At 62.8% G+C, this 12,880-nt stretch carries 11 protein-coding genes; 7 read left to right on the forward strand and 4 right to left on the reverse strand.

The genetic code is table 11. The annotated features are described in order from the left end of the window. Nucleotides 1-26 precede the first annotated feature (26 nt). The gene (locus BUE15_RS21660; RefSeq protein WP_139252320.1) at nucleotides 27-290 is read right to left on the reverse strand and encodes a hypothetical protein; all 264 of its coding nucleotides are present in this window, start codon (nucleotides 288-290) and stop codon (nucleotides 27-29) included. Between the two features lie 248 nt (nucleotides 291-538). Here BUE15_RS21660 and msrA point away from each other — a divergent pair, with 248 nt between their 5' ends. The 4 genes from msrA (at nucleotide 539) to BUE15_RS14975 (ending at nucleotide 4,425) form a co-directional block, all read left to right on the forward strand. Further along, entirely contained in the window at nucleotides 539-1,225 is a 687-nt protein-coding gene (gene msrA / locus BUE15_RS14960) for a peptide-methionine (S)-S-oxide reductase MsrA (RefSeq protein ID WP_073286777.1), read from the forward strand. Nucleotides 1,226-1,392: 167 nt separating this feature from the next. Next, on the forward strand, nucleotides 1,393-2,193 hold the full coding sequence (locus tag BUE15_RS14965; RefSeq protein WP_084549085.1) for a PAS domain-containing protein: 801 nt from the start codon (nucleotides 1,393-1,395) through the stop codon (nucleotides 2,191-2,193). Nucleotides 2,194-2,276: 83 nt separating this feature from the next. Next, a complete protein-coding gene (locus tag BUE15_RS14970; RefSeq protein WP_073286782.1) occupies nucleotides 2,277-3,437 on the forward strand; it encodes a methionine aminotransferase in 1,161 nt (386 codons plus the stop codon). A gap of 187 nt (nucleotides 3,438-3,624) precedes the next feature. Beyond that, nucleotides 3,625-4,425 (forward strand): amidohydrolase, encoded by an 801-nt coding sequence (locus BUE15_RS14975; protein WP_073286785.1) that lies wholly within the window; start codon nucleotides 3,625-3,627, stop codon nucleotides 4,423-4,425. A gap of 89 nt (nucleotides 4,426-4,514) precedes the next feature. Here the strand turns inward: BUE15_RS14975 and BUE15_RS14980 are convergent, their stop codons facing one another. Continuing rightward, complete coding sequence (locus BUE15_RS14980; RefSeq protein WP_073286787.1) at nucleotides 4,515-6,803, reverse strand: T9SS type A sorting domain-containing protein; 2,289 nt, start codon at nucleotides 6,801-6,803, stop codon at nucleotides 4,515-4,517. A 76-nt stretch (nucleotides 6,804-6,879) separates the two neighbouring features. Between BUE15_RS14980 and BUE15_RS14985 the strand changes: the two genes are divergently transcribed. Then, nucleotides 6,880-8,184 (forward strand): UDP-N-acetylmuramoyl-tripeptide--D-alanyl-D-alanine ligase, encoded by a 1,305-nt coding sequence (locus BUE15_RS14985; protein WP_073286790.1) that lies wholly within the window; start codon nucleotides 6,880-6,882, stop codon nucleotides 8,182-8,184. Nucleotides 8,185-8,369: 185 nt separating this feature from the next. Here the strand turns inward: BUE15_RS14985 and rfbC are convergent, their stop codons facing one another. Together rfbC and BUE15_RS14995 are read right to left on the reverse strand one after the other, a co-directional pair. Next, nucleotides 8,370-8,912: a dTDP-4-dehydrorhamnose 3,5-epimerase gene (gene rfbC / locus BUE15_RS14990; protein ID WP_073286793.1), complete on the reverse strand. Its 543-nt coding sequence runs from the start codon at nucleotides 8,910-8,912 to the stop codon at nucleotides 8,370-8,372. An 84-nt stretch (nucleotides 8,913-8,996) separates the two neighbouring features. Further along, on the reverse strand, nucleotides 8,997-10,112 hold the full coding sequence (locus BUE15_RS14995; protein WP_073286796.1) for a glycosyltransferase family 4 protein: 1,116 nt from the start codon (nucleotides 10,110-10,112) through the stop codon (nucleotides 8,997-8,999). Nucleotides 10,113-10,321: 209 nt separating this feature from the next. Between BUE15_RS14995 and BUE15_RS21350 the strand changes: the two genes are divergently transcribed. Next, nucleotides 10,322-11,110 (forward strand): c-type cytochrome, encoded by a 789-nt coding sequence (locus BUE15_RS21350; protein ID WP_139252321.1) that lies wholly within the window; start codon nucleotides 10,322-10,324, stop codon nucleotides 11,108-11,110. 170 nt (nucleotides 11,111-11,280) lie between these two features. After that, nucleotides 11,281-12,624, forward strand: a complete 1,344-nt coding sequence (hflX, locus tag BUE15_RS15005) for a GTPase HflX (RefSeq protein WP_084549087.1) — start codon at nucleotides 11,281-11,283, stop codon at nucleotides 12,622-12,624. Nucleotides 12,625-12,880 lie beyond the last annotated feature (256 nt).

The raw sequence follows: 12,880 nt of genomic DNA on the forward strand, positions 1-12,880 counted from the left end.
GGGTGCCCACGTAGCACTATGCCAGCCTACAGCTCCCAGTCGTCCCGGTCCTCGCTGCGCGCTACCAGGCTCAGCTCATCGCACAGCATGGCAATCTGATAAGCGCTGGTAGTAGGGTTGAGAATCCAGTTGCTCAGCGTGCGGCAGTACACTTTCAGCATTTCGCTCTGCCCCAGCTGCTGCACCTGCTCCCGATGGAAGCTTCTGAGCCGATCCGCCAGTTCCTCGCGCGCCCGTGGGCTTTCAGAAGATGGATGCTCCGGAAAATGCGGCGGCTTCAAATTTGACATATTCAATATTTTATTAAAAAAAATAATGCTACGCTGGATATCGGGCCAGAGTTTTCGGATAGCCGGAATCCTGAACTGCCTGGTTCCTGCGCATGCTGCGCCCGGTGGCTGCCTTAAACCGTAGAGGCCGCGGGCCGGTTTACACACAGCGGAACGACTCTACCGGGCTTGCCTGTTTGCCTGCTGGCAGTCCGAGTGCGGAACTCCACCGTACATGCCGCGTTCCATTTCACCGTTTTCCTATTCTGATGATTTCCCTGATCAAGCTAAAATCGTATTTGCTCGGCCTGTTGCTGCTGACGGCCGCCTCCTGCTCGCAGCAACAGTCGGCCGATGCGCAGGCCCTGAGCCGCTCTACGGCGGGCGGGTTACCTAGTGCCGCTCAGGCTAAGGGGCTGGCCGTGGCTACGCTGGCCGGCGGCTGCTTCTGGTGCACCGAAGAAGTGTTTGAGGAGTTGAAGGGCGTGCACCATGTGGTTTCGGGCTATGCCGGCGGCAAGGAAGCCAACCCAACTTACCAGCAGGTAGGCAGCGGCAGCACCAGCCACGCCGAAAGCTTTCAGGTGTACTACGACCCCAAGCAGATCAGCTACCAGCAGCTGCTGGACGTGTTTTTCCTGGCTGCCCACGACCCCACCACCCTCAACCGCCAGGGTCCGGACGCCGGGGCCCAGTACCGCTCGGTGGCCTTCTACCGCACTCCCCAGGAAAAGCAGCTCATCGAGGCCACTATCAAGCGCGTCAATGCTTCCCGGCACTACCCCAATCCTATTGTCACGCAGGTAGCGCCCTTCACCGCTTTCTGGCCCGCCGAGGACTACCACCAGGGCTATTTCCGGCTGCACCCCACCGACCCGTACGTGCAGTCTGTCTCGACGCCCAAGGTGCTGAAATTCCGCAAGGCGTTTCCGCAGCTGCTCAAAAGCCCGCTCTAACCCCCCTTTACGGGTTAGCCGAAGTGCCTGGAAACCGGCCCTGCACGTTCTGCAGGGCCGGTTTTGGTTATTTGTGTACCAACATACGCCCGGCCCGGCATAAACGAGCGGCTATATTCTATCTATTAGTACCTTTCGCTTCTGCTCCGCCTGCCTACCTCACATCTATGCTCTGGTCTGATACTCTTTTCACCGAAGCGGCTCAAACCCTTATGCGGGAGCTGCAGCCGGTACCGATGCTCGATGCGCTGCCGCATCTGGCCTGGCTTTCCACGCCCGATGGCACCGTAATCCGCTGCAACAAACGCTGGCATAGCTACACCGGCGCGCCTCCCGAGGCCCTGGCGAATGGCGGGTTCGTGGACTACCTGCACCCCGACGACCGGGCCGAAGCCGCCGATGCCCAGTTGCGGCAGCTGCCCAGCGGCAAGCCCATGGAGCTGCATCTGCGCTGGCTGGGCCAGGACGGCCGCTACCGCTGGTACCTCGACCGGGTAGTGCCGCTGTACGCCGATGAAGGCCGGTTGCTGGGCTGGCTGGGCACCTCCACTGACATAGATGAGCAGAAACGGTCTGAGCTGCAGGAGCGCCGGGGCCGGGAGCTGTTCGAGCTGATGGCCCGCGCCACCAACGACCTGATGTGGGACTGGGACATGACCTCGGGGCGGATGTGGTACAGCCAGGCCTTCTGGCAGATGGTGGGCTATCCGCCGCGCCCGGACACCGAAACCGTGGCCTTCTGGCTCAGCCTCATTCACCCCGACGACCTGGAGCGCGTAACCAACGGCGTGCAGGCCGATTTGACGACCAACGCCAAGCTGCTGGAATCCGAGTTTCGCCTGCGCCGCTCCGACGGGCACTACCTCACCATTCAGGACCGCGCCTGCGTAATTCATGATGCTTCCGGCCTGCCCGTCAGAATGGTGGGCGCCATGCGCAACATCACGGCCGAGGCCACGGCACACTAGCCGGCAGGCCACGGCAGTAGCAGTTCGTCATCTGCGGGCGGTTGCGTACTTTGGCCGTTCATCCTGAATGCCCGCCCCTCCGCATGGCCTCTCCTACCCTCCTTTCCAAGCTGCCCGACGTAGGCACCAGCATTTTTGCCGTCATGACCCAACTGGCGCAGGAGTGCGGGGCCATCAATCTGGCGCAGGGCTTCCCCGACTACGACCCGCCCTTGGCGCTGCAGCAGGCACTGGCCCGCCACGCCACTACCAGCGGGCACCACCAATATGCCCCCATGCCGGGTTTGCTGCGTCTGCGCGAAGCCATTGCCGGCAAAACTGCCCGCGTCTACGGCGTGCCTGCCCCTGATGCGGCGACGGAAATTACCGTCACCTGCGGCGCTACCGAGGCGCTGTACGCGGTGCTGGCGGCCGTTGTGCATCCGGGAGATGAGGTGCTGGTGCTGGAGCCTGCCTACGACCTCTACGGCCCGGCCATCCGGCTGCAGGGCGGCGTGCCCGTCTACGTGCCGCTGTCAGCTGCCGATTTCCGGCCCGACTGGGACCGGGTGCGGGCTTCCCTGACTTCAAGCACCCGGCTCGTGATGCTCAACTCGCCCCACAACCCCAGCGGCGCCGTGCTTACCGCCGAAGACCTGGACCAGCTGGCCGCGCTGCTCGCAGGCACCGACACGCTGGTACTCAGCGACGAGGTGTATGAGCACATGGTATTCGATGGAGAGCCGCACCGCAGCGTGCTACGGCATCCGGCCCTGCGCGAGCGAGCTTTCGTGCTGTCGTCGTTCGGCAAAACCTACCACGCTACGGGCTGGAAAATGGGCTACTGCGTGGCGCCGCCGGCCCTCACCGCCGAAGTGCGCCGCGTGCATCAGTTCCTTACGTTTGCCGTGAGCACCCCCACCCAGCACGCCCTGGCCGATATGCTGGAAACCGATTCTGGGCACGATGAAGGCCTGCCGGCGTTCTACCAGCACAAGCGCGACCTGTTTCGGGAGCTGCTGGCCGGGTCGCGGTTCGAGCTGCTGCCCGTGCCCGGGGGCTATTTCCAGCTGGCCCGCTACCACCAGATTTCGGCAGACAACGACGTAACGTTTGCCCGGCACCTCACCCGTGAGGCGGGCGTGGCCGTAGTACCGGTTTCCGCCTTCTATCATCATGGCCACAACACCGGACTCGTCAGGTTCTGCTTCGCCAAGCAGGACAGTACGCTACGGGCTGCGGCGGAACGCCTGGTAGGCTTGTAACCAGATGTGCGCTTGCTTCACGCGTTTATGCAGCCTTATTGTAAGCATTGGCAGTATACATGCAGGCCAGTGCTAGCGTACGTGATAACGGCTTCTTTTTCAGAAATAATTTTATAAATTATTTTACTATTCCAAGCAGCACTAGCTTACCTGCTGCCTGGTGCCCCTCCCCCTTATTTCTTTCCCAATGTCTGACCTCACTGTTTCCTTTGTGCAGGCCTCTTTACAGTGGCACGACCCGGCAGCCAACCGCACCGAGCTGCAGCGGCATATCGATGAAATATCAATTGCTACCGACCTGATTGTACTGCCCGAGATGTTTACGACGGGTTTCAGCATGGACGCCGCCAACCTGGCCGAGACCATGGACGGCCCCACCGTGGCCTGGATGCGGGAGCTGGCCGCCGCGCGTGATGCGGTTATTGCGGGCAGCATTATTGTGCGCGACGAGCACCACCACTACTACAACCGCCTGCTGTGGGTGCGGCCCGATGGCAGCCTCAGCTACTACAACAAGCGCCACCTGTTTTCTATGGCCGGCGAGCAGAACGTGTACACAGCCGGCACCGAGCGCCTGATTGAAGAATGGCGCGGGTGGCGCATTTGCCCGCTGGTGTGCTACGACCTGCGCTTTCCCGTTTGGAGCCGCAACTCGGTGCAGCAGCCCTACGACCTGCTGCTGTACGTGGCCAACTGGCCCGCCTCGCGCCGCACTGCCTGGATGACGCTGCTCCGTGCCCGCGCCATGGAAAACCTGGCCTATACGATGGGCGTGAACTGCGTAGGCATTGACGGCAACAGCCTCGCCTACGCCGGCGACTCAGCCCTGCTGGATGTGCGCGGCGAATACCTGGTGGAGGTCGGCAATCAGGAAACCGGCATCACCCGCTCGTTGCGCCGCGCCGACCTGGAAGCCTTCCGGGAGCGGTTTCCGGCCCTGCAGGACGCTGACCCGTTTGAGCTCGTTCAGTCGGCCGTTATGAAATAGACCGGCCAAAGTGGCTTCAGGCAAACCGCTTTCAGAGAAAAGCCCCGGCCGCAGGTGCGGCCGGGGCTTTTCTCTGAAAGCAACTTCTACTACTTCACTACCAGCCGCTGCATGCCGGTCTGGCCGTCGGCCGTCTGGCAGCGCACCAGGTAGAGGCCGGAGGCCAGGCCACGCAGCTCCAGCTGATGCTGCCGCGCCGGGGTAGCCACCGTGCGCACCACCCGGCCAGTAAGATCGAGAAGCGTGAGGCTGACGGGCTTGGCCGCTTGCACGGTAGCCGTGGCCGTAGCCGGATTGGGGTAGAGCGTGAGCGGCAGGGCCTGCGCGGCGGCAGCGCGCGTGCTCAGAACCCGGTTGCGGGTAGCAGCGGCCAGCACGCCACCCGCTTCCGTTCCGATAAGCAGTTCCGGCGCGCCGTCGCCGTTGATGTCGGCGGCCGCCAGCGCGAAGTGGTTCTGCTGGCGTGCGCCAAGGTACCCATCATCGTAGCGCCCCAGTACGTTGTTGTAAAACAGGTTGGTCCGGTCGACGAAGATGCCGGTCTGCGCCCGCAGATCGGGGAAAAGCCGCAACGAGCCGGTGTCATCAATGGTGAGCAGGTCGGGCGCGCCGTCGCCATCGAAATCTGCCACCAGCGGATACAGGTACATGGGGCGGGCGCCGGTGGATGTCCGGATCCGGCCAAAGTCAGCATCCTGCTCTACAAAGGCCGTTTCTACCGGGCTGGTGCCGGTATTGCGGTAGTAGCGCAACGACTGGCCCGGCATATCGAAGCGGTTGGAATTGGTGCCGTAGAGCATGTCCACAAACCCGTCGTTGTCCACGTCGAAGAAGGTGACGGCATCGTTGTTCACGTTTGGCACATTATTGATGTAGTACATCGTGGATGTGTCGAAATCGGGGGCCTGCCCGGCCGTGGCCCGGTTGCGGTAGTAGCCCAGAAAGTCGCGGCGGCCCACGCTATAGTAGCCAATGCACACCAGCTCCGGGGCGCCGTCGCGGTTGAGGTCGGCCACGGTAGGGCGCAGGCTCCCGAACTTCCTGGCCGACAGGTTCAGGTAGTCGTTCGTGATGAGCTGATACACGGGGCGGGTGGCGGTACCGGTGTTGCGGTAATACGCCAGCGTGGCCACCAGAAACCCGCCCGGCGCGTCGCGGCGCAGGCCCGACACCAGCAGGTCCAGCCGGCCATCGGCGTCCACGTCCAGAAAAACCGGCGCTGCCTGCGTGCTCACCTCAATCATGTCGTGCTGCAGAAAATCGTTCTGCCGGAACTGGAAATCCGGGACGGCAGTGGCGCTGGCATTCTCATAATAGCGCACCGTCTGCCGAATATCGATGGTGTCGAGGTTGTCGTAGACGCTGGAAGCCACCACCAAGTCGGGGCGGCCATCGAAGTTGACATCCAGGTTGTAGGCGGCCGGGAAATACGGAATCCGGACGGCCGTGGCTGCCGTCGGGAAGTTGGAATTGGCGCTGGTCATGGCGGCCAGCTGCGGCGTGCCCTGGTTCAGCATCGACACCAGCTCGGTGCAGTAGTCGCGGCCCATCAGCGCGTCCTGGTCGCCGTCGCCGTCCAGGTCAATGAGCGTGAGGTTGCTGCCAAAGGTGTGCTGCACCTGCGTGGGGCGGCACAGCACGGGCGTGGCGCTGAACACATAGGAGCCGCAGGTGGCCAGGCAGTTGCGGATATTGCCCCACACCTCGTTGGTCAGCCGAAAGTCGAGGCCGCCGCAGGTGCTGGTACTCGTGTTCTGGTACTGCGTTATCACGCGGTTGTTGTCCCAGTCCACCACCAGAATATCGAGGCGGCCATCCCCGTCCACGTCTTTGATGGAAGGCAGATTGGCGCCGGTGTTGATGTTGATAGTGGTGGAGCCAGCCAGCACGGCCCGGATCTGGGACGTGACCAGCTGAAACTGCGGCAGCCCGCCCGACCCGGCCACGTTTCTGAACACCCGGATGTCGGCGCCGTTGGTGGCAGTGGTAAACAGGTCGGGGCGTCCGTCGCAGTCGTAGTCGCGCAGCAGGGCCCAGTTCTGCAGGTCGGCCGGAAACAGCATGGCGTAGTCGGGCGCATACTGCCACTGCCGGCCGCCACCGGGCGCGGCGGCGTTGAGGTAGGTCTGTACGCGGCGCGTACGCCGGTCGAAGATGAACAGGTCGTCCTGGTTGTCGCCGTTGAGGTCGATGCTGGAAAACTGCGGCGAGTCGAGGCCGCCGGCCCAGGGGCTGCGCAGCGTATCACCGGCCTGCACTACTTTTGCCACCTCCCGGAATTCAAAGCCAAAAGCCGTATTTTGGGCGCTGGCTTCGGTTGACAAACCCACCAGCAACACGCTCAGCAGGGAAAATGAGAGAATAAGGCGTTGAATCATAAAGCAGCACTTGTTTTCCAGATGAACCCCGGCACACGCCAACCGAACACAAAAATCAAGCCCTAAGTTACTACTCATGGAAGATATAGCGGCGCTCTACGACCGGTTTCGCGCCTGCACCAGCGTCAGCACCGATTCGCGCCAGCAACAGGCTAACACGCTGTTTTTTGCCCTCAACGGGCCCACCTTCCGCGGGGCCGACTTTGCGCCGCAGGCGCTGGCCCAGGGTGCCCGCTACGCCGTGGTAGATGATGCGGCGCTGGCCCAGCGTGAGCCGGACCGCTATTCCTACGCCGCCGACCCGCTACATACGCTGCAGCAACTGGCCCATTATCATCGCCAGCAGCTCATCATTCCGGTGCTGGCCATCACCGGCTCGAACGGCAAAACCACCACCAAGGAACTGGTGCACGCCGTGCTCAGCCGCCGCTACCGGGTGCAGTACACGCGCGGCAACCTCAACAACCATATTGGGGTCCCGCTCACGCTGCTCAGCATCCGGCCCGGCGAGCATGAGCTGGCCATTGTGGAAATGGGGGCCAACCATCAGGGCGAAATAGAGTTGCTGTGCCAGCTGGCCGAGCCGACGCACGGCCTCATCACCAATATCGGCAAGGCCCACCTCGAAGGTTTTGGAGGCCTGGAGGGCATTGCGCGGGGCAAGTCGGAGCTGTTCCGGTTTCTGGCTACCGTAGGCGGCACGGCCTTCGTGAATACGCTGGACCCGCAACTGCCGGCCCTGGCCGAAGTAGTGCCGCAGCGCGTCACGTACCCCGGCCCAACCGATACGTATCCGGCCGCCCTTATCAGCGCCGCGCCGCAGGTAGTGCTGCGCCTGTTTGATGGCTCGCTGGCCGAAGCGCACATCACCGGCGACTACAACTTCCCGAATCTGGCCGCCGCCGCCGCCGTGGGGGCTTACTTTGAGGTGCCCGCCGAAACCATTGCGCAGGCGCTGGCCGACTATGCGCCTACCAACAACCGCTCCCAGTTGGTGCAAACCGGCCGCAACGAAGTGGTGCTGGATGCCTATAATGCCAACCCCAGCAGCATGGCGGCCGCTTTGCGCAGCTTCGCGGCGCGCCCAGGCGTTCCGAATTCTGCCAAGGTGGCTATCCTCGGCGACATGTTTGAGCTGGGCCAGGACAGCGCCACCGAGCACCGCGCACTGGGCACGCTGCTGCACAGCCTGCCGCTGGGCACCGTCGTGCTTATCGGGCCCGACATGATGCGAGCCGCCGAAGTCAGCCCGGGCTTTCACTATTTCGCTACCAAAGGCGAGGCGGCGGCCTGGCTGCAAGATCACCATCTGCAAGACCGCCAGATTCTTATCAAAGGCTCCCGCGGTATGGGCCTCGAAACGCTGTTGAACCTGGTGTAACGGCCATTATGGCCTCCTGACCACTTAGCAACACTCCGCGTAGCTCCGTCGTCTGCCCCGGTCCGACGGCAAAGCCGTCCGACCGGTTAACGGCCGCACCACCGCTGCCCCGGTCCGACGGCGTAACCGTCGGACCGGGGCAGGCCTTTTTCGGGCTGTTCACGGACTCCGTAAGGAGTCCGTGATTAGAAGGGGCTGTTGAACTCAGCCAGAGTGGGTAGAACCTGGTCTTTGGCGGAAATGGTGGGGTTGTGCACGCCCCAGTCGATGTTGAGGGCGAGGTCGTTCCAGAGCAAGCCGCCTTCCGCCTGCGGGGCGTAGTAATTGGTGCACTTATAGAGAAAGAGCGTGTTGTCTTCCAGCGCCGTGAAGCCGTGGGCAAACCCCACCGGCACGTACAGCATGTTGTACCGCTCGGAGTCCAGTACTACGGCCTGGTGGCGGCCATAGGTGGGCGAATCGCGCCGGATATCCACAATAACGTCGAGGGCGCGGCCGGCCGCCACGCGCACCAGCTTGGCCTGTGCGTAGGGCGGCGCCTGGAAGTGCAGGCCCCGCACCACGCCCCGGTCGGAGCGCGACTGATTGTCCTGTACCCACTCGCCAACTATACCGGCCTCCTGCATGCGCTGGGCACTAAACGACTCAAAAAAAGCCCCGCGGGCATCCCCGAACACCCGCGGCAGCACTTCTACCACGCCCGGAATATCGAAATACTTAAACTCCATGCACTTAACTTATTCTACTAAGAACGGAAGATGCTGCCGCGCCGCAAGGTAGGCAGATTTGGCGGCAGCCGGCATGCGTCTACGCTAGCGGCGGGCCACGGCGGCTACTTCCTGCAGGTACTTGTTGAGCACGATTCGCTCGTCGAACTTGGTTTCGGCGAGGTGGCGGCCGGCGCGGCCCATCTGCTCCAGCTCTGCCGCCGGCAGGCGCAACACCTGCAGCATTTTGGCGGCCAGGTCCGGCGCGTTGCGTACCTCACACAGCAGGCCGTTCTGGCCATCTACCACGGTTTCGCGGCAGCCAGGCACATCCGTCGTGACGATGGGCTTGGCCATAGCAGCGGCTTCGAGCAGGGTTTTGGGCGTGCCTTCGCGGTAGCTGGGCAGCACCACGCAGTCGGCCTGCCGGATCTGAGCCGCCACGTCGTCGGAGGTGCCAAGGTATTCTACGTGGCCAGCCGTCAGCCACTCCTCAAATACGGCCCGCTTCACGCCCACTCCCCCACTCTCATCGATGCCGCCCAGCAGCTGAATACGCGTGCCGGGCACGGCCTCGCGCACAAGGCGGGCGGCCTCGAAATACTCCTCTACCCCTTTCTCGTAGAGCACCCGCGCAATCATCAGGAACGTGAAGGGCTGGTTGCGGGTGAAGGTGGCCGCGGGTTGAAACTTGTCGGTGGCGACGCCGGAGCCGGGCAGCAGGTCCGTAATGGCGGGGCGCACCAGGCCGTGTTGCAGAAACAGCTGCCGGTCGTCGTCGTTCTGGAAAAATACCTTGCGCGGAAACTTAAACGCGAAGCGGTAGAGCCCCAGCGCCACTTTGCTCACCAGATTCTTCACGATGAACACCGTGCCCAGCCCGCTCACGTTGTTTACGCTCGGAATACCGGCCAGCCGGGCAGCCAGGGTGCCGTAGATATTGGGCTTGATGGTGTAGTGCAGCACCACGTCGGGCTTTTCGCGGCGGTAGATGTCGTAGAACCGGCGCGTAAGCAGAGCATCCTTGACGGGGTTGGTGCCTTTATTTTCCATCGGGATGGGCACGTAGCGGCAGCCCAGTTCGGTTTCGAGACGCTCAGAGTAGGCATCGGGCGGCGCAATAGCCAGCACCTCGTGCCCGGCGGCCTGCAGGGCCTGCACCAGGCTGCGGCGGAAATTCCAGATGTTCCAACTCGTATTAATGACAATGGCGACGCGCATCCTGGGGCAGAAAAAATGAGGGGGCCGGCTACCGGGGCAGCTGCCGGCACAAAGGTACGCTACGGAAAGGGCGCGGCAGACGGCCCGGCCGAAACTTGTAGCCGCCCGATGGTATAGCCGCGCTTCTGCGTGCCGTACCTTTGCGGTACTGCCTGTAGCGCCGGCCTGGCGGGCGCCGCACGTTTTTCCGTCCTTACTCTTCCCAAAGAATGCCTGTTTCGAGCCTGCTTCTGCGCCTGCACCTCGTGGTGGTGCTGGCGTTCCTGTTGTTTTTTGCCCTGAAAGCGGGGCTGCTGCTACTGGGGCGCGCGGAGGCGCTGCGCAGCCTGCGGGCCCGCACCCGCCTCGCCGACTCCCTGCTGGGCCTGCTGATTCTGGTGACGGGCGGGACGCTGCTGGCGCAATATCCGGGCACGGCACCGGGCTGGCTCTGGACCAAGCTGGCCCTGGTGCTGCTGCTGCTGCCGCTGGGTATTGCGGCCATGCGCCGCCAGCACAAAGCGGGCGTAGTGCTCACGCTGCTGGGCTTTCTGTACGTATATGGGCTGGCCGAAACCGGCAGCCTCACGCTGCAGCGTCCTGCGGCACCGGCCGCGGCGGCGCTGCCCGGCCTCGCCGAAACCACTGCCACCCCCGATGCCGCCGTGCCCATCGAGGACACCACGGCCCACCACACTACCGGCCTCTCCGACACCGATGCCGCCACTATTGCGGCCGCCTCGCCGCCAGCGCCCGAAACCGCCACTCCGGCTGCCGCGTCAGCGAAACCGGTGCTGGCCGCCGGCAAGGCCCTGTTTGCTCAGAACTGTGAAGTATGCCACGGCCCTGATGGCAAGCGCGGCCTCAACGGCGCCCACGACCTCACCAAAAGCAACCTCAACACCGCCGGCCGGGTGTACATGGTAACGCAGGGCCTGGGCAAGATGCCCGGCTTCAAAGGCCAGCTCACGGAAGCCCAGATCCAGGAAGTGGTAGCCTATTCGCTCACGCTGCGGTAAGGTACAGGTCCTGCTCCTGCCCACCCCGGCCCCGACGCAGCAGCATCCCCGGCTTTGCGCAGAGCACCGATTGCCGCTGTACCTTGCGCGCCTGCTGGGCGGGCCACGGCATCCGTCTGCGCTGGCTTGCGTAAGTCATAGCCTCTCTCCCTCTCTACTCTTTTCTCTATATGGCGAAGAAATCCAACTCCGGCGGCCGCCAGCACACCAACAGCACCCGCCACCCCGGCGCCGTAGATAGCGCCAAGGGCCGCGCCGGCCGCATTCTGGCCAAAGGCAACAAAGACGCCACCTACGAAACCTCCGTAGAGGCCGAAACCGCCGTGCTGGTAGCCGTGCCCGACAAGCGCCAGGCCGATGCCCGCACTCAGGAATACCTCGACGAGCTGGCTTTCCTGGCCGAAACAGCCGGCGTCACGGTCACGAAACGCTTCGTGCAGCGCCTCGACAAGCCCGATATCCGCACGTTTGTGGGCGAAGGCAAGCTCGAGGAAATCAAGGCCTATGTGCAGCACTCCGGCGCCAGCATGGTCATCTTCGACGATGACCTTTCGCCTTCACAATTGCGCAACCTGGAGGCCGAGCTGAAGGTAAAAATCGTGGACCGCAGCCTGCTCATCATCGATATCTTCGCCAGCCGCGCTAAGTCGGCTACGGCGCGCACGCAGGTAGAGCTGGCGCAGTACCAGTACCTGCTGCCTCGCCTCACCGGCCTCTGGACGCACTTAGACAAGCAGCGCGGGGGTGGCGTAAGCCAGCGGGGTCCGGGCGAAACGGAAATCGAGACGGACCGGCGCGTGGTGCGGGAGCGAATCGACTTCCTGAAAGACAAGCTCAAGGAGCTCGACAAGCAAAGCCACACCCAGCGTAAGTCGCGCGGCGGCGTGGTGCGGGCGGCGCTGGTGGGCTACACCAACGTGGGCAAAAGCACCATCATGAACCTGCTGAGCCGCTCCGATGTGTTTGCCGAGAACAAGCTGTTTGCTACCGTAGACTCTACGGTGCGTAAAATCGTGTTCGACAACGTCCCGTTCCTGCTTTCCGATACGGTGGGGTTCATCCGCAAGCTGCCCACCCGCCTGATTGAAAGCTTCAAAAGCACGCTCGATGAAATCCGGGAAGCCGATTTGCTTATTCACGTGGTGGATATTTCGCACCCCACGTTTGAGGAGCAGATTGAAGTGGTGAACGATACGCTGAAGGACATCGAGGCCGCCGACAAGCCCATGCTGCTTGTTTTCAATAAAATCGACCAGTACCGCGCCGACGCTCCCGCCTCCGACTCACCGGGGTTTGAGGGCATGAACCCCGATGAGGATGCCCCCGTGCGGCCTTCGCTGGAGCAGTTGCAGGCTACCTACATGGCCAAGCTGCACGACCCGGTTATCTTCATCTCGGCCCAGGAGCGCGAAAACATCGACGAGCTGCGGGCCCTGATTACGCGCCATGTGGGCCAGATACACCAGCAGCGCTACCCCAATTTCATTCCGGGCTTCAGCGTGGAGGAAGAATAGCAGGCTGCCCGGCGCTGCCTAATATAGCACTTTAGCCACCCTGATTTTTCCGCGCCAGGTGCCGATTCTCCGATTTTCCAAAAAGAATAGTTTACTTAGCGCCAATTCCGGGCCGTGTTGCAGCACCCCGGCATCCTGCCCCCTCTGATTTCCCACACTCACCATCACGAAAAGCCCGCCCTTTGGCGGGCTTTTCTATTTTCCGGCCATCCTATCCCATATCAATATAATACAATAACAAACATTGGTTCACGAA

It is taken from the genome of Hymenobacter psychrotolerans DSM 18569, assembly GCF_900142395.1.
Taxonomy (GTDB): Bacteria; Bacteroidota; Bacteroidia; order Cytophagales; family Hymenobacteraceae; genus Hymenobacter; species Hymenobacter psychrotolerans.